This is a genomic window from Pseudomonas sp. O230, from assembly GCF_045447035.1.
Lineage (GTDB): Bacteria > Pseudomonadota > Gammaproteobacteria > Pseudomonadales > Pseudomonadaceae > Aquipseudomonas.
The window spans coordinates 128,806-150,840 of sequence record NZ_JBJGXN010000005.1 but is presented as its reverse complement, the minus strand read 5'-3'; the positions used below and the strand labels follow the sequence as shown (position 1 = coordinate 150,840).

At 59.8% G+C, this 22,035-nt stretch carries 20 protein-coding genes and 1 tRNA gene; 9 read left to right on the top strand and 12 right to left on the bottom strand.

Annotated elements, in window-relative coordinates; genetic code table 11:
• Positions 1-90: 90 nt before the first annotated feature.
• Entirely contained in the window at positions 91-435 is a 345-nt protein-coding gene (locus tag ACI77H_RS11995; protein ID WP_407012097.1) for a YegP family protein, read from the top strand.
• A gap of 116 nt (positions 436-551) precedes the next feature.
• Here the strand turns inward: ACI77H_RS11995 and ACI77H_RS11990 are convergent, their stop codons facing one another.
• Positions 552-1,571, bottom strand: a complete 1,020-nt coding sequence (locus tag ACI77H_RS11990; RefSeq protein WP_407012096.1) for a DUF4917 family protein — start codon at positions 1,569-1,571, stop codon at positions 552-554.
• A gap of 157 nt (positions 1,572-1,728) precedes the next feature.
• Here ACI77H_RS11990 and yiaY point away from each other — a divergent pair, with 157 nt between their 5' ends.
• Complete coding sequence (gene yiaY / locus ACI77H_RS11985; RefSeq protein ID WP_407012095.1) at positions 1,729-2,877, top strand: L-threonine dehydrogenase; 1,149 nt, start codon at positions 1,729-1,731, stop codon at positions 2,875-2,877.
• On the opposite strand, the gene ACI77H_RS11980 is transcribed toward yiaY, so the two are convergent.
• Complete coding sequence (locus tag ACI77H_RS11980; protein WP_407012094.1) at positions 2,874-4,040, bottom strand: MFS transporter; 1,167 nt, start codon at positions 4,038-4,040, stop codon at positions 2,874-2,876. The two genes, yiaY and ACI77H_RS11980, sit on opposite strands and share 4 nt — an antisense overlap.
• 375 nt (positions 4,041-4,415) lie before the next feature.
• Between ACI77H_RS11980 and ACI77H_RS11975 the strand changes: the two genes are divergently transcribed.
• The 6 genes from ACI77H_RS11975 to ACI77H_RS11950 all read left to right on the top strand — a co-directional run bounded on the left by ACI77H_RS11975 (position 4,416) and on the right by ACI77H_RS11950 (position 8,567).
• Positions 4,416-5,150 carry a hypothetical protein gene (locus ACI77H_RS11975; protein ID WP_407012093.1) on the top strand — a complete coding sequence of 245 codons (735 nt, stop codon included), beginning with the start codon at positions 4,416-4,418 and terminating at the stop codon, positions 5,148-5,150.
• Positions 5,151-5,155: 5 nt separating this feature from the next.
• A complete protein-coding gene (gene fos / locus ACI77H_RS11970) occupies positions 5,156-5,620 on the top strand; it encodes a fosfomycin resistance glutathione transferase (protein WP_407012092.1) in 465 nt (154 codons plus the stop codon).
• A gap of 18 nt (positions 5,621-5,638) precedes the next feature.
• Positions 5,639-6,277, top strand: coding sequence for a LysE family translocator (locus tag ACI77H_RS11965; RefSeq protein ID WP_407012091.1), 639 nt, complete (start codon positions 5,639-5,641; stop codon positions 6,275-6,277).
• Between the two features lie 87 nt (positions 6,278-6,364).
• Complete coding sequence (locus ACI77H_RS11960; RefSeq protein WP_407012090.1) at positions 6,365-7,714, top strand: diguanylate cyclase domain-containing protein; 1,350 nt, start codon at positions 6,365-6,367, stop codon at positions 7,712-7,714.
• Between the two features lie 116 nt (positions 7,715-7,830).
• Positions 7,831-7,989, top strand: coding sequence for a stress protein (locus ACI77H_RS11955; protein WP_407012089.1), 159 nt, complete (start codon positions 7,831-7,833; stop codon positions 7,987-7,989).
• Positions 7,990-8,063: 74 nt separating this feature from the next.
• Positions 8,064-8,567, top strand: a complete 504-nt coding sequence (locus ACI77H_RS11950) for a DUF4142 domain-containing protein (protein ID WP_407012088.1) — start codon at positions 8,064-8,066, stop codon at positions 8,565-8,567.
• Between the two features lie 103 nt (positions 8,568-8,670).
• Here the strand turns inward: ACI77H_RS11950 and ACI77H_RS11945 are convergent, their stop codons facing one another.
• On the bottom strand, positions 8,671-9,081 hold the full coding sequence (locus ACI77H_RS11945; protein ID WP_407012087.1) for a low affinity iron permease family protein: 411 nt from the start codon (positions 9,079-9,081) through the stop codon (positions 8,671-8,673).
• Positions 9,082-9,384: 303 nt separating this feature from the next.
• Between ACI77H_RS11945 and tam the strand changes: the two genes are divergently transcribed.
• The gene (tam, locus tag ACI77H_RS11940; RefSeq protein ID WP_407012086.1) at positions 9,385-10,155 is read left to right on the top strand and encodes a trans-aconitate 2-methyltransferase; all 771 of its coding nucleotides are present in this window, start codon (positions 9,385-9,387) and stop codon (positions 10,153-10,155) included.
• A gap of 709 nt (positions 10,156-10,864) precedes the next feature.
• On the opposite strand, the gene ACI77H_RS11935 is transcribed toward tam, so the two are convergent.
• The 9 genes from ACI77H_RS11935 to ACI77H_RS11895 form a co-directional block, all read right to left on the bottom strand.
• Positions 10,865-10,938, bottom strand: a tRNA-Gly gene (locus tag ACI77H_RS11935).
• A gap of 181 nt (positions 10,939-11,119) precedes the next feature.
• Positions 11,120-12,004, bottom strand: coding sequence for an alpha/beta fold hydrolase (locus tag ACI77H_RS11930; RefSeq protein WP_407012085.1), 885 nt, complete (start codon positions 12,002-12,004; stop codon positions 11,120-11,122).
• A gap of 313 nt (positions 12,005-12,317) precedes the next feature.
• A complete protein-coding gene (locus ACI77H_RS11925; protein ID WP_407012084.1) occupies positions 12,318-13,010 on the bottom strand; it encodes a pseudouridine synthase in 693 nt (230 codons plus the stop codon).
• Positions 13,011-13,067: 57 nt separating this feature from the next.
• Positions 13,068-13,262, bottom strand: a complete 195-nt coding sequence (locus ACI77H_RS11920; RefSeq protein WP_008025763.1) for a cysteine-rich CWC family protein — start codon at positions 13,260-13,262, stop codon at positions 13,068-13,070.
• A 6-nt stretch (positions 13,263-13,268) separates the two neighbouring features.
• On the bottom strand, positions 13,269-14,756 hold the full coding sequence (locus tag ACI77H_RS11915; RefSeq protein WP_407012083.1) for a diguanylate cyclase: 1,488 nt from the start codon (positions 14,754-14,756) through the stop codon (positions 13,269-13,271).
• Positions 14,757-14,947: 191 nt separating this feature from the next.
• Complete coding sequence (atzF, locus tag ACI77H_RS11910; RefSeq protein WP_407012082.1) at positions 14,948-16,720, bottom strand: allophanate hydrolase; 1,773 nt, start codon at positions 16,718-16,720, stop codon at positions 14,948-14,950.
• Between the two features lie 25 nt (positions 16,721-16,745).
• Entirely contained in the window at positions 16,746-20,372 is a 3,627-nt protein-coding gene (gene uca, locus ACI77H_RS11905) for an urea carboxylase (protein ID WP_407012081.1), read from the bottom strand.
• Positions 20,373-20,652: 280 nt separating this feature from the next.
• Positions 20,653-21,294, bottom strand: a complete 642-nt coding sequence (locus ACI77H_RS11900; protein WP_017336948.1) for an urea amidolyase associated protein UAAP2 — start codon at positions 21,292-21,294, stop codon at positions 20,653-20,655.
• 11 nt (positions 21,295-21,305) lie between these two features.
• Complete coding sequence (locus ACI77H_RS11895; protein ID WP_407012080.1) at positions 21,306-22,031, bottom strand: urea amidolyase associated protein UAAP1; 726 nt, start codon at positions 22,029-22,031, stop codon at positions 21,306-21,308.
• Positions 22,032-22,035: the final 4 nt, after the last annotated feature.

Below are 22,035 nucleotides of genomic sequence, written 5' to 3'. Positions count from 1 at the left end.
CGCGAGCAGGCGGCGGTACAGGCGACAGAAATCCCGGCGTGGTCTTTAATCTGAAGCGCGAAACCTCTCAATTGCCAAAGGAGCAAGAGCATGTCCGGATGGTACGAAGTGAGTAAAAGCAGCAATGGTCAGTTCAGGTTTGTGCTGAAAGCAGCCAATGCCGAAACCATTCTGACCAGCGAGCTGTACACCACTCGCGGCGCTGCCGATAAAGGCATCGCGTCGATTCAAAGCAACAGTCCGCTGGATGAGCGCTACGAGAAAAAGACCACCAAGGATGGCCATCCTTACTTCAACCTCAAAGCCGGCAACCACGAGATTATCGGCAGCAGCGAAACCTATTCCTCTGATGCCGCGATGGCAAAAGGCATCGCCAGTGTGAAGACCAACGGCCCGACGACCGTGATCAAGGACAAGACCCTCCCGCTGCTCTAAATACACCGCAATCCCCTTGTAGGAGCCAGCTTGCTGGCGATGGCGTACGGTCAGCCAATGCAGATGTTGACTGACCCACCGCCATCGCCAGCAAGCTGGCTCCTACAGGATCGGTGTTACTTCTCGACGGGAACGGTCAGCTTCGGGCTCCCCAACGCATGCGTCTTCGAATCAAAAAACCGCAGCTCTGATCCGGTCCCCTCAAACACCTTCGCGTAATGCCGCTTCTGATGCTGGATAAATGCCTTGCTGCGCGGATAAATCGAAATCGCCACCACCTTGGGTTGCGCCTGGCGCAACGCATGAATGATGTGGCTGTCCTGCTCACCCAGGGCATGCCCAAAGACGCACAAGCCCTCGGCATGCCCCAATAACTGGTCGTAGCAAAACGACAAATAATCCGAACTGCGGATGGTCTTGAGTTTGTCCGCGCTCGGCCCCTCGTTCACAAACAGCGGCACGTCATCCAGCGTCTTGATCGTGTTGTTGATCGCGAAACTGCCCAGCAGCGTGCCCTCGGTCGACATCAGTTTGCGCGCCGTGCCGTCCTGATTGCGCACCAGATGCAAACCGCCATGCAGGTACAGCAAACGGGTTTTATCGGTCGCCGTGGCGCTCAAATCAAACCCCGGCTCGGCGCCCTGGAACAGATCGGTGATCGCATCAGGCTGGTGCTGGATCGCCCAGTAGCTGAGCAAGTCGTAATTGGTGGTGAACACCGTCCGGTAGCCGCCCAATTCCTGATTGATCGTCGCCAGCGTCGCAGGCACTACCAGCCGCCACGGGATGTGCACCGCGTGCACGGTGTTGATCAGCGCTTCCTTGATCGCGTAGTAGCGATTACGCGGTGCGGCGGAGCTGACGGCCAGGGCTTTGTTCACCCGGCTGGTGGTTTTCAGCGCGCTCAACACCTGCTCGAAACTGCGCGTCTGCATCGCATCGAACACGCTCAGCTCGGACTGGCTCAGGGGTTTTTCTTCGACGGTGCGGGCGTTTTCGAACAGCGAGTCGTAGCCGAAATCGTCCCACACCGCGCGGCTGGCGCCGTTGCCTACCAGCAGGCCGCTGATCGAGGCGGTGGCGCGCAAGGCGTTCCAGTCTTCAAGTTGGGCATCGACATCCTGGAAATCGGTCATTGCGGTCGTCGTCTCAAAAAGCAAAAGGTCGGATGGGCGGCGACTTTATCACGACACGGACTTGAGCCAGATCAAGTTAGCGCTTGGCCAATGAGGCGATTCTGTGGGTATCCGCCGGATCGAACAGCCGATACGGCCCTAGACCTGGAGATTCGCCATGAGCAGCACGTTTTTCATCCCCGCCGTGAACATCATGGGTATTGGTTGCCTCGACGAAGCCATGGACGCGATTGGCAAATACGGCTTTCACAAGGCGCTGATCGTCACCGACATGGGACTGGCCAAGGCCGGTGTGGCGGCGATGATTGCCGAGAGGCTGGCAATGCTGGACATCGACTCGGTCATATTCGACGGCGCCAAGCCCAACCCGAGCATCGCCAACGTCGAAAGTGGCCTGGGCCTGCTCAAGGAAAGTCGCTGTGATTTCGTCGTGTCGCTGGGCGGCGGTTCGCCCCACGACTGCGCCAAAGGCATTGCGTTGTGCGCGACCAATGGCGGGCAGATTCGCGATTACGAAGGCGTCGATCAATCCGAGAAGCCGCAATTGCCGCTGATCGCCATCAACACCACCGCCGGCACGGCCAGCGAGATGACGCGCTTCTGCATCATCACCGACGAATCCCGTCACGTGAAAATGGCCATCGTCGACCGCAACGTCACGCCGCTGCTGTCAGTCAACGACCCGGCACTGATGGTCGCCATGCCCAAAAGCCTGACCGCCGCCACCGGCATGGACGCGTTGACCCACGCCATCGAAGCCTACGTGTCCACCGCCGCCAACCCGATCACCGATGCCTGCGCGCTGAAGGCGATGACGCTGATCAGCAACAACCTGCGTCTGGCCGTGCGCGATGGCAGCGACCTCGCCGCGCGGGAAAACATGGCTTACGCACAGTTCCTCGCGGGCATGGCGTTCAACAATGCGTCGCTTGGCTACGTGCATGCCATGGCCCACCAGTTGGGTGGCTTCTACGACTTGCCCCACGGCGTCTGTAACGCCGTGCTGTTGCCGCATGTGCAAAGTTTCAACGCGCTGGTGTGCGCCGACCGCCTGACCGACGTGGCCCACGCAATGGGCGCCGATATCCGCGGCTTCAGCCCGGAAGAGGGCGCGCAGGCGGCCATTGCGGCCATCCGCAGCCTGGCCAGGGACGTGGAAATTCCCGCCGGTCTGCGTGAACTCGGCGCCCGGCTCAACGACATTCCGACCCTCGCCACCAACGCCTTGAAAGACGCGTGCGGCGTGACCAACCCACGTGCAGCGGATCAGCGGCAGATCGAGGAGATTTTCCGCAGCGCGTTCTAAGCGGTTTTTCGGCCGGGCGCGATGCTCACGCAGAGCGTCGCGCCCAGGGCCAGCAACGTGCATAACAGTGATAACGGCCATGCCTGCTGGTTGGCAATCAGGCTGGCGATGCCACCGATGACGGCCGCCATCAGTTGATGGATGAACCCGCTCAACGCCATCGCATAGGCACCGCCGACCGGCGAACCGTCGTTGGCCAGCGCCAGGCTGATCGGGTAATTCAACGACTGGCCGAACACCGCAACGCAGTAGGGCAACCAGAACAGCAGCGCAATCGAAGTGCCGGCGATGCTCCCCAGCAACATCACCGCGCTGCCGGCCAGTACCAGCCCCACTCCCGCCGTCATCAACCGACGTTGGCCGGTGCGCAGCACCAGACCGTTGACCGCCAATGCCCCGAGAAAATACCCCGCGCTGATCGGCCAGCCCAACAGCCCGTATTCCACGGCCGACCAGTTGAACAGTCCTTGCAAAATCAGCGGGCCGGCAGTGTTGAACGCGATGATCACCCCATAACCCAGCCCGCCGGAGAGCGCCGGCAACAGGAAGGCCCGATCACGCAGAATGCGCCAGTAACTCGACCACGCGGACGACTGAACGGTGTCTTCCACCCGCTCCGGGAACGTGACCCGGGCCACGATCAGCGCCAGCAACAGACTGACACTGCCCAGCAGGTAGAAAATCGCCGGCCAGCCCAACGCGACCTGAATGACCGACCCCAGATACTGGCCAATCCCCAGCGCCACCACGAAAGAAATTGAAAGCCAGGACAGCGCTTTGGCCAGCAAGTCTCCCCGAAAACTGTCGCGGATCAACACCCGTGCCATGACCGAAATTCCGCTGGCGCCAATGCCCTGAACCAGTCTGAAAAACAGAAAGGATTCCAGCGTCTGGCCCAAGGGCAGCGCAAGGTTGCCCAACCCATAAATAGCAAGCGCTGCAAGCAGCACCGGTTTTCGGCCGACGCGCTGAGCCAGGCTGCCCCAAAACAACATTGGTAGCGCCATGCCGATCAGATACACCGCTAGCCCCCACGAAACCTGCGAGGCCTCGGCCGACAGGTATCGAGCCATTTCCGGCAGCGCCGGCAGGTAAATGCTCATGCCCAACTGCGCGAGAAAAACCGTGCTGCAGGTGACGAGGAGGGTGGTGCTGCTCTTCATGGAAAGCCTTGGGTTGTTTTTTTGTCAGGCGTTTTGATTGCGGCAGACTATACCGAGGCGACCGGCCGAGGACGAATCGTCCACGGTTTTGTGTTGTTAGACCTGAATGGCAGCACCACACCGGCGCTGTATGTCATCGGGGTCTGCGCACACTCGACACGTTCTGAAGTGCGCCCAACCTTGTAGGAGCCTGCTTGCTGGCGATGGGGCCCTCGAAATCTGCGTTGCAATTTCAGACAGTAATCGCTGGCAAGCCAGCGCCTGCGGGATCGGGACGCTCAAGCTGTGCGTTGAACGGGTTGAATGGGCGGATAGAGGAGGCGATAGTGCGCGCCTGAAATGATCTGGTGTTCAGCAATACATAAGGAACAGGGAATGACCTTGAAGTCTGGATGGATAAGTTGTGTAGCACTGTGTGGACTGGTAATGACAACGCAGGCCTTCGCTGATTGCCAGAAACCGTTTCTGGCCGGCGATTTCGGCTATTCGGTGTGCAAAGACTGGCCGGCTTATCCGGGGCTGACGATCACAGCGTTATCGCAGTTCGAGTCGGGATACTCGGCAAGCGATGATGGCCCTCAAGGGAAATACGACCTCCAGCTTGCCGTTGTATCGGCAGTCGATTCGAAACCGTTGGCGACGTATCAAAAGGCCGCGGCTTTTGAGTCGGACGCCATCGCGTATGAAGACCTGCAAATTGACACTGCACGTTACAAGCTCACGCCGGACCTGAGAGCGTTTGGTGTGCGCGTCACGTTCAATGGTTCGTCACGGGTCAATCCCGTGAGTGAAAAGTTGCTCTCGCTCTATGTGAAAGAGGGCAGCCAGTTGCGTCCGGTCCTCGACAAGCTCATCACCTATGAGTACGGCGGTGAATGGGATGGCAATTGCGCCGGAGAGCTTTATCAGCACAGCCGAACCCTCGAAATCGGCAACACCCGCTCACATGGCTACGCGGATCTGATCGTCAAAACAGTGTCCACACGCGAAATCGGGAAGGGCGAGGGGGAGGCTTGTGAATCAAAGACCATCACCGAAAAACCGGTGCTGACGACGCTTCGATACGACGGTAAAAGCTACGTCCTTCCACAAGGTTTCAAAGGTCTATAAATATCATGCTGAGCGGCCTTAACCACCTGACCCTCGCCGTCACCGACCTGACCCGCAGCGCTGAGTTCTATCACGACCTCCTGCAACTTCAGCTCGACGCTACCTGGGACAACGGCGCCTACCTTTCGCTGCCCGGCCTTTGGCTGTGCCTTTCCCTCGATCCGCTGCGCAACTGTGAACCGGCCGCCGATTACACCCATTACGCCTTCAACATCAGCGCACCCGACTTCCCGCCCTTCGTCGAACGCCTTCGAGCCGCCAACGTCCGGGAATGGCGCGATAACCTTAACGAAGGCGCGTCGTTCTACTTCCTCGACCCCGACGGTCACAAGCTCGAAGCCCATGTCGGCGATCTGGCGTCGCGGCTGGCGGCCTGTCGGCAGCGGCCTTATGCGGGAATGAAGTTCTTCGACGATCAGTCAGTTGATTTCCAGGGACCTGATATAGACTTGCGCCCATTCACCACATAGTTCAGAAGGATTTCCCCGATGACCCCATCGCTGCTAATGGCCGTTCTCGCCTCGGGCTTCATTTACGGGATCACCCCGGGGCCGGGCGTATTGGCGGTGTTTGGCATCGGCGCGGCGCGTGGGCGGCGGGCAGGGGCGGGTTTTTTGTGCGGGCATTTGCTCGGTGACGTGGTCTGGTGCAGTACCGCGTTGATCGCGATTGTCGGTGCGCGGGAAATCGGCAGTACGGCGTTTGACGTGTTGGGCGTGCTCAGCGGCCTCTATCTGTTCTGGCTTGGTTTACGCGCGGTGCGGGCCAAACGCAGCAGCGCCGAAGCGCCGCAAGGCCCGGCGCGGCAGCCGTTCTGGCACGGCATACTGTTTGGTTTGACCAATCCCAAAGCCTATCCGGTCGCGGTGGCGACCTTTACGGCGTTGCTGTCCAGCCGTGCGGAACTGCTGCATTGGTCGATGCTGCCGTGGTTGATTGTCTTGAGCTTCGTTGGTGGTCTGTTGGCCTACGCTATCCTCATTGGCATCGTCGGTGCACGGCAAGTGCGCAGCCTGTATCAACGGCATGAACTGGCGATCACTCGGTTGTGCGGGGTGATGTTTATCGGTTTCGCCATCAACGCCCTGGCGCATGCCTTGCCGGGGCTGATGCCGAACAAGGCTTGAAACTGATCGCAGGGACGCGTCAGCGGCATTATTACCGGTCAGGGATGGTTCTTTATTGCTGCATTGTTCGGACATGCACTCGGCACCATGGCAACCAGAAATTCCGCGCCGCTGGCGAGTTACATCGATCTACTGCTGGACGCCGTTTGCGCGGTTGATAAACAGGGTCGCTTTGTTTTTGTCAGCGCGGCCTGCGAGCGCATTTTCGGTTACACGCCTGATGAGCTGGTCGGCCTGCCGATGATCGATATGGTGCATCCCGCCGATCGCCAGCGCACCCTCGACGCTGCGCGGGAGATCATGGGCGGCGATCCCAAACTCAACTTCGAGAACCGCTACCTGCGCAAGGATGGCGGCGTGGTGCATATCCTGTGGTCCGCGCGCTGGTCGGAAGTCGATCAACTGCGCATCGCCGTGGCCCGTGACATCACCGAGCGCAAGCAGGCCGAGTCCCGGCAAGCGGCGCTGTATGCGATCTCCGAAGCAGCCCACGCGGCCGAGGACTTGCTGGCGTTGTTCAAACGCATCCACATGATCATCGGTGAATGGCTGCCGGCGCTGAATTTCTCCGTGGCGCTGTATGACGAGCACTGCGCGCAACTCAATTTCCCTTACCACGTCGACGACAATGAACAGCAACCCGAACAGCCCGGAACGGTCACCGGACGGCTATGCGCTGAAGTGATCCGCAGCGGCAAGCCGATCCTGCTGACCCCGGATCAGGACAATGCCCCGGAAGGCTTCGAGTTGCTGGTTGCCGGCGAGCACTCGCCCTGCTGGCTGGGCGTGCCGTTGAACTCGCAGAACGGCACCATCGGTGCACTGATCGTTAAAAGCGTGGCGGGCGGCGAGCGCTACACCGAGCAAGACAAGGAACTGTTGCAGTTCGTGTGTGCCCAGGTCGCCACCGCCATCGAGCGCAAGCAGTTGCATGCCCGGCTGCAGCGCATGGCCCAGTACGATCAACTGACCCAACTGCCCAACCGCGAGTTGCTGCGTGACCGGCTGAAAGCTTCGCTGACTCTGGCCAAGTCGGAGTCCGGGCGCATGGCCCTGCTGTACGTCGACCTTGACCGCTTCAAGGAGGTCAACGACACCCACGGCCATGCCGTTGGCGACATGCTGCTGCAAGCGGTAGCCAATCGGCTCAAGGGCTGCGTGCGCGACACCGACACCGTGGCACGCATCGGCGGCGATGAATTCGTGGTGTTGTTGCACAGCATCCAGGCCTCGGAAGATGCTGACAGTGTGGCGGGAAAAATCCGTCAAATTCTGGCTCAGCCGCTGCGATTGGACGGTCATAGCGTCAACATTCAGCCGAGCATTGGCGTCGCGCATTTTCCCGAGCATGGCACGGAAGAAAAGCAATTGCTCCGCCATGCCGACGAGGCCATGTACAGCGCCAAGCGGCAGAACCATGTGCGGCTTGAGAGTTGAATATGGCTCGCCGTTCGTCGCATCGACCCCAGTTTTTCTAAACCTTTGCGGTGATCGAAATTCAGATTCTATGCGGGCTACAGCTCGCCGCGATCAATACCACGAGGTAGAAAATCATGCCTAACTCAAGAAACTCGAACACGGGACACACTGCCACCGATCGAACGAAGGCGTCTGAAGCTGGTCGCAAAGGTGGGAAAACTACCACCACGACTGTCGATAAAGAGCCTGCGAAACCCGATATGGGCCGCAAAGGTGGTCAGAAATCCAAGTAGTGGTGAACGTAGTTTTGATTGAGAAGCGGGAGCGAAAGCTCCCGTTTGAATTTTAAATTGAGGAGGGCGCGACCATGAGCCGGATGGCCACCCGATTACGCAACGCAAGTTTTGCCACGTTACTGGGCCTGTGTGCCAGCAGTGCGTTTGCCCAGTCCCCCGCCGAATTCATCAACGATGCCTCGGCCAAAGGCATGGCCGACATCGAAGCCAGCCGCCTGGCGCATCAGAAATCCGAATCCAAAGAGGTCAAGGATTACACCATCGTCGTCATCAACGACCGCACCACCGCTAACCAGCACCTGGCTAAAATCGCCAAGCAACTGGATCTGCCGGTGGCGCCACGCGAAGAGGTGGTGGACAAGGCCAAAGCCTTGATGCCGGAGGTGCAGGACGGTGGCGCTTTTGACCAGGCGTATGCCGCCAGTCAAGTGAAGACCACGCAGGAAGCCATCGAGCAGCTTCAGCAGACTGCGCAGACCACCGATGTGCCGGAAATCAAAGCTTTCGCTGAAGAAACCCTGCCCAAACTGCAGAACCATCTGCAAATGGCCAAGGCACTGCAAGCCAGTCGCTGACGCACATTTTTGGTAACCGGCTCCTACTGGAGGAGCCGGCTTGCTGCGGGCGGCGTTCCGACGATCCAATCGCCGTGGTGTATCAGACACGCCGCTCCCGCACTCAGCAGTCGTTCAAATTCTGTTTGTGCTTGCCTTTGGTCGCTAACCCCGCCAGGTCATGCACCTCGTGTTCACCCATGGCACGGTAGTGTTTACGCAGGGCCTCCAGTTGCTTGAGATCCAGCGCCTCGAGCCCGAGCATCGCGTTTTTCGCCTCTTTGTTCGCCCGCAGCAACTCATCGATTTTCAAATGCAAAATGTCAGTGTCGCGGTTCTGCGTGTTCTGGATCAGGAACACCATCAGGAACGTGATGATCGTGGTCGAGGTGTTGATCATCAGTTGCCAGGTGTCGTTGTAATCAAAAATCGGCCCACTCAACCCCCACAGACCGATGAGAATCAACGCCCCCATAAACGTCTTGGGACTGCCGGCCCACAAGGCGAGTTTCTGCGAGATTTTTGCGAATTTCATTGCCGTTGTCCTTATAGGGATGCGCCTGAATTTGTGACAGCGCGGGGGCGATGAAAATTCTGCTTACATTTCTACGCTCAATGAAAACACGATCTCTGTAGGAGCCGGCTTGCCGGCGATCGCTGTGTGTCAGGCTTGTCAATGTTGACTGATACACCGCCATCGCCGGCAAGCCGGCTCCTACAACTTTGCGATTTGAAAGCCGAATATCCACAAGTCGGGTTGGGTCAACTCACGGGCCGCTGTATCGTAGCGAACCGGTTGTCGGCCCAGGCCCGGACAACGCTTCGACAGGAGAACGCAATGAGTTGGTCCGCCCAGCAATACGTCGCTTTTGAAGATGAACGCACCCGCCCGGCACGCGATCTGCTCGCGGCGATCCCGCCCGTGGACGCGCGCTCGGCCATCGACATCGGTTGCGGCCCCGGCAATTCGACCGAATTGCTGGTGGAGCGCTTCACCAGCGCCACGGTGCGTGGCGTCGACAGTTCGAGCGACATGATCGAAGCCGCCCGTAAGCGCTTGCCGCAGGTGCAGTTCGACACCGTGGACATTGGCACCTGGAACGACAGCGGTCCGTTCGACGTGATCTTCGCCAACGCGGTGTTGCAGTGGCTGCCCGATCACGCAACATTACTGCCCTCGCTCGCCGCCCGTCTGACCCAGGGCGGCAGCCTGGCCATTCAGATGCCCGACAACCTCAACGAACCGTCCCATCGCCTGATGCGTGAAGTCGCTGCCGATGGCCCATGGGCCAGCAAGTTGGCAGACGCCGCCGGGCAACGCACGGAAATGGCCAGCGCCAGCGACTACTACTCGATGCTGCGACCGCACTGCGCGCGCGTCGATGTGTGGCGCACCACTTACCATCATCCGCTGGCGGGCGGCGCGTCGGGCGTGGTCGAGTGGTTCAAGGGCAGCGGCTTGCGACCGTTTCTCGAGCCGCTGGATGACGCGGAAAAGGCGCAGTACCTCAAGCAATATCACGCCGTGATCGAGCAGGCGTATCCGGCGCTGAGTGATGGTTCGGTGCTGCTGCCGTTCCCGCGATTGTTCATCGTCGCGACCCGCTGATGCCAGAAAGGGACGGATAACGCTGAACGTTATCTGTCCCTTCGTTTGGCGCTCAAGTAGTCAAAAAGAAATGACGCAAAGCCGAATAACCCAATCATTGAAATGATCATGAGCCCCAACTCCGAATTGTCCATGCTGATCTCTGCGTGAAAGGTGAGCTGGCAGGGTAGGGGTTTTTTTGTCGGGTTTGAGGGTGTGCTACGGCATCTTTACTGGCTGGCGGGGATCTATACGGAAAATATACGTGGGGCGGCAAAACGCAAAGGGCGCCCCGGTTTGCTGGTTAACGCCATATATTTATACATGAGTGATCACCCTGTCTGAGGGAAGACCTACCACTCAATCGTCGCCAAACAATAGGGTGGTAGCTGTACGTGGGTTGGCGAACCGGGCCATCGGGAAACCTGCGGCCAGTGCGTTCAAAAGCGCTCCGAGAAGTTCTCGGAGGCTTCTGTACCAGTCATCGAGTCGCTTGATGGGCAGTTCAGGATGAAGGAAACGAGTGTCTGGCAGCTAAAACCCTGTAGAAGCGATACCGGCGACTCCTTTATCCGGACGATCAAAACGCTAACAAAACCGCGATTTCACGGTAAAACGCTAACTTTCTATTTGAGACACAAATCCCGGACACAAAAAAACCGACCATCAAGGCCGGTTTTTTTATTTCCTGCATCCCCCGTCAAAAAACAACGTGAGACCAAAATTCGATTGGAGCGGGTGAAGGGAATCGAACCCTCGTTATCAGCTTGGGAAGCTGGAGTAATGCCATTATACGACACCCGCTCAGAGCGGCTGACTTTGTACCAGATGTGCGCGTGGAAATGAAGTTTTTCTTTGCGCTGGATGGCTTTAGCGCAGGTGACACAAGACATCGGACCGGGTGACGGTCGTTCGCGGGCAAGCTTCGCGCCTACAGGAATGCGTTTGACGCTATAGGGCGAAGCGTGCTCGCGATGACGCTGTTTCAGATTGCGAATGCATGGTGGTCCTGGACGTAGTGGTAACGCGGTCGATTTGCCTGTTGCTCAGGTTTCAGGAAACCCAGCAGCGCATTGCGACTGTCTCGGCAGGCGGCTTTGTGTTCCATGTCGAGAAAGTGCCCCGTCGCATCCAGTGTCGTGAACGTGGCGTGTTGCACGCGATTGGCGAACAATCGCGCGCCATCGGCGGCAGTGTATTCGTCCCATTCGCCGTTCATGAACAGCACTGGTACGTTGATTTTTTCCGAGGCCTTGAGGAAGCACTCGCGATCACTGTGCAGCAGGTCGCTGATGTGGAAGTGCATCTGCCCGTATTCATGATCGGCCAGGCTGCTGACGTGGCGGTAGTTGAAGCGCTTGAACAGGGTCGGCAAGTGTTTGCCGATGGTGCTGTTCACCAGGTTGCCGACCCGGTCGCCGTCACGGCTGCCGAGGTAGTCCACACCGCGCTCGAGGTAGTCGAGCATGTGCGCGTTGATCTCCGGGGAGAACGAGCTGATCACGGCTTTTTCGATGCGCCGTGGCCGTTGGGCGAGGGCGACCAGGGTCGCGGCGCCACCCCAGGAAAACGACAGCACGTGTTCGGCGGCGAAGTGGTCGATCAGCTCCAGGAGGATCTGCCCTTCGACTTCCTTGGTCAGCAATTTCTCATGCAGGTTGTGGGCTTTGGACTTGCCCGCGTAGGGCTGGTCGTAGCAGACCACGTTGAACTGCGGGTGGAGGTTTTTCACGGTTTGTGCAAACGACGCAGTCGTGGCCATCGAGCCGTTGACCAAGATGATGGTCTTCTCTGCGGCGTCTGCGCGATAGAACTCCGTGTAAACCCGATACTGACCCTGTATATCCAGCACAGCGATTTCTGGCCTCATGTCATAAGACTCCTGGCAAGCGGGTATGCGCGCAAATGAGATTGCACGAGCTTTGTGACAGGTAGGCATACGCCTGGAATTTGGAGGCCCATGTCGATCCATTGCAGTCCGGTCGACGGGTTTTATTATTGGCGGGCAGTCTGCCGGTCTGAGGCGGAACCTGAGGGTTCTCTAACCGGAAAAAAGTTTCTTAGAAGTATGTTGTGACTCGTCAGTCACATTTCGGCTGACGTCCTGATTCAAGCAGGGGAGTGGGGATCGCGCAAGTGCCATTGGTGAATTGTTCGACAACTTCTGCTGAGCGGTAGGCTGCTTAGATCAATTGGATCTCTTCGGTGCGCAACGCACGGTACTCGCCCGGTTTTAGCGCATTGTCGAGCACCAGCGGCCCCATGCGCTCACGGTGCAGACGCAGCACTTTGTTGTCGAAGTGGCCGAACATTCGTTTCACCTGGTGATAACGGCCTTCGACGATGCTCAGTCGGGCTGATTTTGCACCGAGCAGGGTCAACTCGGCCGGCAACGTGGTCAAGTCTTCAAAAGCGAAGTACAGGCCTTCGGTGAATGTCAGCGCGTATTCCGGGCCGATCTCTTGCTCGGTCTCGACGTAATAGACCTTGGGCAGTTTGGTCTGCGGTTGGGTCAGGCGTCGCGACCAGCTACCGTCGTTGGTGATCAGCATCAGACCGGTGGTGTTGAAGTCCAGGCGACCGGCGATGTGCAGGTCTTGCTTGTCGGGCTCGTCGAACAGATCGAGGACTGTCGGGTGCTCCGGGTCGCGGGTAGCGCTGACGCAACCGGCTGGCTTGTGCAGCATGAAATAACGCGCGGGTTTGCCGGCTTGCAGCACGTCTTGATCGACTTCGACCCGGCTGAACTCCAGCACCTCGGCGTGAGGATCACTGACGACTTTTCCGTCGACCCGCACGCGCTTTTCCACCAGCAACAGGCGGACCTGCTTACGGTTGTAGCGGGGCAGGTTGCTGAGGAAACGGTCAACGCGCATGAAATGAGATCGACAGGAAACGGGTCGCGCATCTTACGTGATCGGCCATAAGGATGCTTACAACTGCGCCTCGACCTGCGCGCAACGTGGGCACAGGCAGGATTTGTCACGCAATTCGGGCGGCAGCGCTTCGAGGACCGCCGGGTCGATGCTGACCCCGTAGCACCAGCAGGCCCGATCGGCGGTTCGAGGGTCGGCCAGGGTGCAGTCATTGGAAGCGCCGCAGGCCGGGCAGAATTCAGGTTTGTTCATGTAGGACTATGCATAACTGGTGTGAGGCATTTCCGCGCAGGTACGGTTACGGCCGGATTGCTTGGCCCGATACATCGCATGATCGGCCCGGGAGAGCAGGGTGTGCAAGGTGTCATCCGGTTGCAGCGTGGTCAGGCCAATGCTGACTGTCAGCTGCAAGGCCTGATCGTTGTAGGCATAACGCTGTTCTTCAACGTGCTGACGAATTTTCTCGGCAATCTTCAGACCGGTCTCACCGTCGGTGTCCTTGAGCAACACGATGAACTCTTCACCGCCCCAACGGCAGACGATGTCGGAATGGCGCAGGCAACTCTGCAGGTCCCGGGCGAAGCCGATCAGCACTTGATCGCCGGCCAGGTGGCCGTAGGTGTCATTCAAGACCTTGAAGTGGTCCAGATCCAGCAGCAGCGCGGTCAGCGGCTTCGGTTCGCGCTGCGCCTCGTGCATCGCTTGCGCCGCCAGCAGGTCGAAGCCGCGACGGTTTGGCAGCTCAGTGAGGCTGTCGAGGGTCGCCTGCGCCTGGATCTTGCCTTGATAACGCTTGATCACCCGGTTGAGCAGGGCCAGCACGATCAAGGTCACAAGCAGGCAAATCAGCAGGTTGAGGTACAGCGAATGGCGGATTTCATTGAGGGCGCCGTCTTCGCGTTTGTCGACGAACAGGTACCAGTTCAGCTCCGGAATGAACCGCACGTTGAGGAAATGTCCCTGGCCCTGGACGGAATATTCGTAGCTGCCGCTGTGGGGCTTGGGCAGCTGGCTGACCAGGCCCTTCATGCTCTCGAGTTTGCTGAGTTTTTGGCCGATATGCGCACCCTGCGGGCCACCCTCGGCGCCGGTGAGCACCAATCGGCCGAAGCTGTCGACGAAGTACACGCTGCGTTGATAGCGCTGTTGGTATTTGTCGATCAGCTTGATCACCGCATCCACCGTCAGGCCGACACCCGCCGCACCGATGAAACGGTTGTTGTAGTCGTAGACCTTGTAGTTGATGAAAAAGGTCAGGTTGTCTTTGTTGGCAAGGTCCGGGTCGACGTTGATTTCGTAGGGATTGGCCATGTCGCGTACGCGAAAATACCAGGCGTCGCGCGGTTCAGTGACTTTGACTTGCTTGAGCACGCCCTTGGCGTGGTAGTAGGTCAGCGTGCCGTTGGAGACGAAAAACGCGGTGTAGGCGCCGTAGTGAGTCATGACCTCGTTGAGGTAGCGGGTCATCTGGTCGGGGTCGTGTTCGCCGTTGACCACCCAGTCGCGCATGAAGGTGTCGCGGGACATCATCGAGGAAATCAGGATCGGTCTGACGAGGTCTTTCTGGATTTCCGAGTAGACCGTGTCCGACGTCAGCGGCAGTTCGGTGTTGACGATGTTGTCGCGGATCGAGGCGCGCGAGGCGTAGTAGCTGAGCAATGACGTGGCGAGAAAGCCTGCGCCCAGTAGCGCGATCAGCGTGAGAACCAGCGAACGTTGCGAATACAGCGGCGAGTGAAGCGGCATGGCGATTCCGTTGGCAGTGACCCGTTGGGGAGCATTCTAGTGGCACTGCGGGGAAATAACTGCGGGATTTGTAGGGTGAATCGGCAGGGATCTGGTTCGATGACGTCTGTGCGGATGCCATCGCGGGCAAGCCCGCTCCCACAAGGACTGCGCAAAACCTGTGGGAGCGGGCTTGCTCGCGAATCGAGAGATCAACTCAACTCTTTCAGGTACGCACGCCATCCGCCCAGGTGACTGATATCCACCGCACCCTCCAACCCATACGCCTCACAGATAAACCCACTCTCCCAACGCCCATCCGCCAGTTGCACCTTGCCCACCCCCAGCGGCGCCGGAATACCGGTCAAAAACGACCCCAACTCACTGCTCGGCAACTCCCAGACCTCCACCGCAATCGCCACGCCGCCATCTTTCACCCGCACCATCCCCGGACGAAACGGTGGGCCACCGGCCAACGCATACAGCTGATAGTCCGGCGAGCTGAACGTCGACTCGACCAACGTCGCGCCGCGTCGCTTCAACTGCCAGTTCAGCGCCAGCCCATCCAGATGCGCGCCGCACACCACCAGCCGCGCACGGTCATTGCGAGCGACTGCCAACGGTGCAGGTGACTGCGCACGACGTTGAAACGCATCCGCCACGCTCAACAGATACTGATCGGTAAACGCACGACCAAACACCGTCACGCCCCATGGCAAACCATTGCCCATGAACCCGCTCGGCACCGCGACAGCGGCGTAATCGAGCAGGTTCATGAAGTTGGTGTAGTAACCCAGTTCCGAATTGCGCAGCACCGGTTCAGCCTCAAGTTCCGCCAACGTGACCGGACGGCCGATGGTCGGCGTGAGCACGCAATCCAATCCTTCCAACGCCTTGTCGCACAGGGTTTTCAAGGCTTGCAGCCGATACTGCGCGCGGAACGTTTGCACGCCGCTCACCGCTGGCGCCTTGGCCAACACGGCGCGAATCACCGGCAACACCGCTTGCGGATTTTGCTCCATCAACTCGCCAGCCACGCTGTAGCGCTCCGCCACCCATGGGCCTTCATAGAGCAACCGCGCCGCTTCAAGGAAGGGTGAAAAATCCAGTTCCACCGCTTCACCGCCCAACGCCTTGAATCGATCGATAGCATCGCCGAACAACAGCGGTCCTTCAGGGCAACCGAAGAACTCGAGGTCCTGCGCACGCGGCACGCCGAAGCGGAAGGGCCGCGGTGTGCCAAACGCCGAGCCGTCATTCCACAGCGGGTTGCTGCGGCTGTATTCATCCCGTGGATCGAGGTGTGCGGTGAGTGCCAGTAACTGACTGGCTTCCTGCGCCGTCGCGGTAAACGTCGTGACGCAATCGAGCGTGCGACACGCCGGCACCACACCCGCCGTGGAGATCAACCCTTTGGTGGCTTTCAATCCCACCAGATTGTTCAAACCCGCCGGCACGCGCCCGGAACCCGCCGTGTCCGTGCCCAACGAAAAACTCGCCACGCCCAGCGCCACCGCCAACGAAGACCCGGCGCTGGAACCGCCCGACGGGTACTCCGGCAACACGCTGTTCGGGCAGGCGCCATACGGCGAGCGACTGCCATTGAGGCCGGTGGCGAACTGGTCGAGATTGGTCTTGCCCAGCGGAATCGCGCCCAGTGCCAGCAACTGCTCGACGATGGTCGCCGACTGCGACGGCACATAGGCAAACGCCGGGCATGCCGCCGTGGTTGGAATGCCGGCCAGATCGATGTTGTCCTTGATCGCAAACGGCACGCCGTACAGCGGCAGGCTGTCGATATCGCGACCGTCGAGCGCGGCGAGGTACGGTTCCAGTTCTTCAACGCTGAGCAAATGGATGAACAGGTGAAAATCCGGGTTCAGCGCGGCGGCTCTGTCGCGCAGACTCAGCAGCAATTGACGTGGCGTGATGTTGCCGACGCGATAAGCACTGCGCAGGACGTCGAGTTGCAGATTGATGGTCATGATGTGAGTCCTTTTCCAAATGGGTTCAGTCGAGTTGCAGCACCACGACGCGCTGTCCGGCGCGCACCGCCGAACCCGGTTGCACGCGGATCTCGCGCACCACGCCGGCCATCGGTGCGAGCAGCGGGATTTCCATCTTCATCGACTCCAGAATCACCAGCACATCGCCGGCGGCGACGCGGCTGCCGGTCTCCACCTGAACCTGCCAGAGGTTGCCGGCGATGTGGCTGTCGACGCTCAGTTCGCCGCTGGCCAGCGGTGCGTCTTCGGTCGCTTCCGGGGCCAGTTCTTCACTGTCGAAGTGCGCTTGGCCACTGGCGATCCAACGTTCGCGTTCGGCGTTGAATGCGCCTTTCTGTTGATCCCGAAAAGCGCCAATGCTCGAGGACTCTTTGGTCAAGAACGCCTGGTAGTCCGCGAGGTTCAACTGGCTGTGCTCGATGTTCAGCGCGAATCGCCCGAGGGGGAAATCCCGGCGGATGCGCAGCAGTTCATCGGCGCTCACCGGGTAGAAACGGATCTGATCGAAGAAACGCAGCAGCCAAGGTTTGCCGTCGAACGCGGCGACTTCGCGGTAGCGGTTCCACATCTGCAACGTGCGACCGACGAACTGATAACCGCCGGGGCCTTCCATGCCGTACACGCACATGTAGGCGCCACCGATACCCACCGAGTTTTCCGCGGTCCAGGTGCGGGCCGGGTTGTATTTGGTGGTCACCAGACGATGGCGCGGATCGAGTGGGGTGGCGACCGGTGCACCGAGGTAAACGTCGCCCAGGCCCATCACCAGATAACTGGCGTCGAATACGGTGCGCTGCACTTCATCAAGGTTCGGCAGGTCGTTGATGCGGCGGATGAACTCCAGGTTGCTCGGGCACCACGGAGCGTCTTTGCGCACGGTGGTCATGTATTTTTCGATCGCCAATTGGCAGGCCGGGTCGTCCCAGGACAGCGGCAGATGGACGATGCGCGAGGGGACTTGCAGGTCCTTGGCGGCGCACACCGCATCCCATTCACCGGCGACGATACCGAGCAAATCGGTCAGTGGCAGTTGTTCGGGTTGGTAGTGCACTTGCAGCGAGCGGATGCCCGGTGTGAGGTCGATGACACCGTGCAGGTGTTTGCTTTCCAGGGCTTGCATGAGGGCGTGGGCGCGGAAGCGCAAAACGAGATCCAGTTCAGGCGCGCCGATTTCCAGGAGCAGATGCGTATCCCCCGACAACCTTGCAACCAACTGCGTATCCGCTTGACCCAACTCCAAGACAACAGGCGACATAAGGCCCTGTGGGAGCTGGCTTGCCAGCGATGAAGTTGATGCGGTGTCTGGTCGGGCCCCATCGCTGGCGAGCCAGCTCCCACAGGTATCCCATTTGCAGGCGAGATAGCGGGCGGTCTGGAGATCGACGGGGAGGAACTGCACCTTGTCCCCGGCCTTGAGTTGCCCAAGCTGCCAAAGATCCGCCTCGATCACGGTCACCGGGCACACAAACCCGCCCAGGCTCGGGCCGTCCGGTCCCAGGATTACCGGCATGTCCCCGGTGAAATCCACCGCGCCAATGGCGTACGGATTGTCGTGAATATTCGACGGATGCAGTCCCGCTTCACCACCGTCCGCACGTACCCATTCCGGCTTCGGCCCGATCAGGCGCACGCCCGTTCTGCTGGAGTTGAAATGCACTTCCCATTGAGTCGCGAAGAACGTGCCGATGTAGTTTTCGGTGAAATATTCCGGTGCGCCGTGCGGGCCGTAGATCACCCGAATCTGCCGCACGGCAGGCAACTCGGTTACGTGGTCCAGTTGTTGACCGACGCTGTGGTCGATTAACGCGGGCACATGCAACACGTCACCCGCGCGCAACGCCCGACCACCATGCCCACCAAACTGCCCCAGCGTGAAGGTACTTTTGCTGCCCAGATAATCCGGCACTTGCAGGCCGCCACGCAGGCACAGATAGCTGCGAGCGCCCGCACCGGCAATCGTCCCGAGGCTCAGCGTGGCACCGGCCGGAATCAGCAGCGCCGTGTTCATCGCCACGGTTTCACCGTTCAGCGTCAGCGCAATCACTGCTCCGGTGACCGCCACCACTGCGTCGCAATTGAAGCGCAGTAACGGCCCGCTCATGGTGATTTCCAGCGCGGCGGTGCCTTCTTCGTTACCCAGCAACAGATTGCCCAGACGTAATGCGCGGCTGTCCATCGGCCCTGACGGCGGTACGCCCACGGCCCAGTAGCCGAGGCGTCCGGGATAGTCCTGCACGCTGGTCTGCGTGCCGGCGCTGAGCACTTCAAAGGTGTTGGCCTGATAGATCAGATGTTCGAGGCAGCGGGTCCACGGCTGACCGCTGGCGAACGGCGCATCGAGCAAGATCTGCCGCAGGTAATCGCGGTTGGTTTCCACGCCATAGAGTTGGCTGTCACCCAAGGCCTGATGCAGATCGGCCCGCGCTTCTTCGCGGGTCGGCGCCCAACTGATGACTTTGGCGATCATCGGGTCGAAGTACGGTGGAATCTCGCAACCGGCCTCGACCCAGGTGTCAATGCGCAGTTGTTTACCGTCAGCGATGGGGAAATTCACAGCGGTCAGCAAGCCGGGGCTCGGCTGAAAATCACGACCCGGATCTTCCGCATACAGCCGCGCCTGAATTGCATGGCCGTTGGCTTTCAAAGCCTGGCTCAAGGTGTTTAACGACGGTAAATCCCCGGCCGCGAGCTCGACCATCCAGCGCACCAAATCCACTCCCCACACTTGTTCGGTGACGCCGTGTTCGACCTGCAAACGGGTGTTCACTTCCAGAAAATAGAAGCGCTGGTCTGCGCTGTCGAAGACGAATTCCACGGTGCCGGCGCTGCGGTAATTCACCGCTTTGGCCAGTTTGATCGCTGCTGCGCACAACGCTTCGGCCATGCCTTCGGGCAGGTTCGGCGCCGGGGTTTCTTCGAGGACTTTCTGATTGCGGCGCTGCACCGAGCAGTCGCGCACGCCGAGGGCAAGTACTTCACCGCGACCGTCGCCGAACACTTGAACTTCGAGATGCCGCGCGCGCTGGATGTACTTCTCGATGAACACCCCGGCGTCGCTGAAATTGTTCTGGCCGAGGCGTTTGACCGCTTCGAAGGATTCGCTCAACTCGGCAGCACTGCGGCACACGCGCATGCCGATGCCACCGCCGCCAGCGGTGCTTTTGAGCATTACCGGGTAACCGAGCTGTTCACCCGCGACCAACGCCGCGTCGAGGCTGTCGAGCAACTCGGTGCCTTCGAGCATTGGCACGCCGTGTTGCTTGGCCAATGCGCGTGCCGTGTGTTTAAGGCCGAATACGCGCAGCTGTTCAGGTGTCGGACCGATGAACGCGATGTCGGCCGCTTCGCAGGCTTCGGCGAACGCGGCGTTTTCCGAGAGGAAACCGTAGCCGGGATGGATCGCCGTGGCGCCGGAGGATTTGGCGATGGCGAGGATTTTCTCGACCGCCAGATAGGTGCCGGCCGCCGCGCCTTCACCGAGGCTGTGGGCTTCATCGGCTTGCAGGAGGTGCAGGCTCGCGGCATCGGCTTCGGAGTAAACGGCGACGCCCTTGACCTGCAATTCACCCAAGGTGCGCAGGATGCGGCAGGCGATGGCGCCACGGTTGGCAATCAGGACTTTTTCGAACATGGCAAAACCCCTGGAGGGGATGCGGGCCGTCCCGCAGTTTTTCGTTGGGCGCCGGGGTCGTCCCCGACGGCAGAATCAATTCACTCCCAAACACCACAAAACCTTGTGGGAGCGGGCTTGCCCGCGATGAGGCCGGCACTTTCAACACTGATGTCGACTGACACACTTCTATCGCGGGCAAGCCCGCTCCCACAGGTTTAGTGGTGGTCTGGAGATTTCAGGCACTGGCCGGAACGGGCCTGGCACAGGGCAAACAACCACCGCCGCAACCGCGAAAGTTTCAGTTCCATACCAGCAGCTCCGCAGGCGTAGGGTTGTAGGCATTGCACGGGTTATTCAACTGCGGGCAGTTGGAAATCAGCACGATCACATCCATCTCCGCCCGCAGGTCCACGTACTTGCCCGGTGCCGAAATCCCGTCTTCAAAGGTCAGCCCGCCATCCGCCGTGACCGGCACGTTCATGAAGAAGTTGATGTTCGGCCCGATGTCACCCTTGCCCAGTCGTCCGTCGTGGACGCAGGCGCGCAGGTAGTTGTCGCGGCAGCTGTGCATGTAGCGTTTTTCCAGGGCGTAACGCACGGTGTTGCTCTCCTGCGCGCAGGCACCGCCAAGGGTGTCGTGGCGGCCGCAGGTGTCGGCGACGATGGTCAACATGGGTTTGCCGAGGTTGGAATACAGCACGCTGCCGGTGCTCAGGTAGACGCTGTTCTGCCGGCGTAACGTGCGTTGTACGTCGTAGCGTTCTTTCGGATTGGCGACGCTGTAGAACAAGGTATCGACAGCCTGATTGCCTTCCAGATCGAGGATGCGCAGGGTCTGGCCGGCCTTGACTTCCATCAGCCACGGTTCGCCGGCGGGAATGGTGGCGCGGTAGACCGCTGTTTCTGGATGCTTTTGAGCGGTAGCGATTGCAAGTGACATGGCAGCGATCCTCAGGCGAACAGACGGTCGGTGTTGATGAAGCCGCGCTCGTTTTCCGGGCGCGAAGTGCGGCAGTGTTCGGCGACGCTGGCGTCGGCGTTCATCCAGCTCAACTTCAACGGTTTTGGCGCGTAGTCCGGCGACGGGTCCATCGGGTGTTGCAGGGCGGTGAGCACCACCAGCGTGTCCATCGGCGCGTACAACTCGATGTAGTCGCCGGCCTTGGAATTGCCTTCGACGAAGTGGAAGCGCCCAGCCTCATCGACATTTACGCGGCTGAACAGGTTGAGGGTCATCAGCAGATCCGAGAGGCCCAGACCCCACTTGCCGAGTTCCACCAACAGGTTGTCGGTGCCGTTGCGGAAGAAGCCGTTGCGCAATTCCTGATAGCGGCCGGCGCCGTATTTTTCTGCCACTTCTTCAGCGCAGAGCACGCCGCCGAGGCTGTCGCTCCAGCCGCAGGTGTCGGCGGTGATTGCCGCCAGCACCCGGTCCATGTCCGAGTAGAGGCAATGGCCCGTGGTGAGCTTGGCGGTGTGTTGGCATTTGAGGCTGTCGGGCAGGTTCAGACGCTCGGTTTTTTCATTGGCGTTGAGCAGCGTCAGGCTGACGTTGGCACCGCCACGCAGGTCGGTCAGGCGCAGCAATTGGCCGCGCTTGAGGACGAACGAACGATGGCCGCCGCCGGGGAGCATTTCTTCGGCGAAGGGTGGAAACAGTTGGGTTGAATCAGTCATGTTC

What these genes read in the sequence shown, in the direction of transcription:
- ACI77H_RS11995 (WP_407012097.1), top strand. Translation starts at nt 91, where the DNA reads ATGTCCGGATGGTACGAAGTGAGTAAAAGCAGCAATGGTCAGTTCAGG.
- ACI77H_RS11990 (WP_407012096.1), bottom strand. Translation starts at nt 1,571, where the DNA reads ATGACCGATTTCCAGGATGTCGATGCCCAACTTGAAGACTGGAACGCC.
- yiaY (WP_407012095.1), top strand. Translation starts at nt 1,729, where the DNA reads ATGAGCAGCACGTTTTTCATCCCCGCCGTGAACATCATGGGTATTGGT.
- ACI77H_RS11980 (WP_407012094.1), bottom strand. Translation starts at nt 4,040, where the DNA reads ATGAAGAGCAGCACCACCCTCCTCGTCACCTGCAGCACGGTTTTTCTC.
- ACI77H_RS11975 (WP_407012093.1), top strand. Translation starts at nt 4,416, where the DNA reads ATGACCTTGAAGTCTGGATGGATAAGTTGTGTAGCACTGTGTGGACTG.
- fos (WP_407012092.1), top strand. Translation starts at nt 5,156, where the DNA reads ATGCTGAGCGGCCTTAACCACCTGACCCTCGCCGTCACCGACCTGACC.
- ACI77H_RS11965 (WP_407012091.1), top strand. Translation starts at nt 5,639, where the DNA reads ATGACCCCATCGCTGCTAATGGCCGTTCTCGCCTCGGGCTTCATTTAC.
- ACI77H_RS11960 (WP_407012090.1), top strand. Translation starts at nt 6,365, where the DNA reads ATGGCAACCAGAAATTCCGCGCCGCTGGCGAGTTACATCGATCTACTG.
- ACI77H_RS11955 (WP_407012089.1), top strand. Translation starts at nt 7,831, where the DNA reads ATGCCTAACTCAAGAAACTCGAACACGGGACACACTGCCACCGATCGA.
- ACI77H_RS11950 (WP_407012088.1), top strand. Translation starts at nt 8,064, where the DNA reads ATGAGCCGGATGGCCACCCGATTACGCAACGCAAGTTTTGCCACGTTA.
- ACI77H_RS11945 (WP_407012087.1), bottom strand. Translation starts at nt 9,081, where the DNA reads ATGAAATTCGCAAAAATCTCGCAGAAACTCGCCTTGTGGGCCGGCAGT.
- tam (WP_407012086.1), top strand. Translation starts at nt 9,385, where the DNA reads ATGAGTTGGTCCGCCCAGCAATACGTCGCTTTTGAAGATGAACGCACC.
- ACI77H_RS11930 (WP_407012085.1), bottom strand. Translation starts at nt 12,004, where the DNA reads ATGAGGCCAGAAATCGCTGTGCTGGATATACAGGGTCAGTATCGGGTT.
- ACI77H_RS11925 (WP_407012084.1), bottom strand. Translation starts at nt 13,010, where the DNA reads ATGCGCGTTGACCGTTTCCTCAGCAACCTGCCCCGCTACAACCGTAAG.
- ACI77H_RS11920 (WP_008025763.1), bottom strand. Translation starts at nt 13,262, where the DNA reads ATGAACAAACCTGAATTCTGCCCGGCCTGCGGCGCTTCCAATGACTGC.
- ACI77H_RS11915 (WP_407012083.1), bottom strand. Translation starts at nt 14,756, where the DNA reads ATGCCGCTTCACTCGCCGCTGTATTCGCAACGTTCGCTGGTTCTCACG.
- atzF (WP_407012082.1), bottom strand. Translation starts at nt 16,720, where the DNA reads ATGACCATCAATCTGCAACTCGACGTCCTGCGCAGTGCTTATCGCGTC.
- uca (WP_407012081.1), bottom strand. Translation starts at nt 20,372, where the DNA reads ATGTTCGAAAAAGTCCTGATTGCCAACCGTGGCGCCATCGCCTGCCGC.
- ACI77H_RS11900 (WP_017336948.1), bottom strand. Translation starts at nt 21,294, where the DNA reads ATGTCACTTGCAATCGCTACCGCTCAAAAGCATCCAGAAACAGCGGTC.
- ACI77H_RS11895 (WP_407012080.1), bottom strand. Translation starts at nt 22,031, where the DNA reads ATGACTGATTCAACCCAACTGTTTCCACCCTTCGCCGAAGAAATGCTC.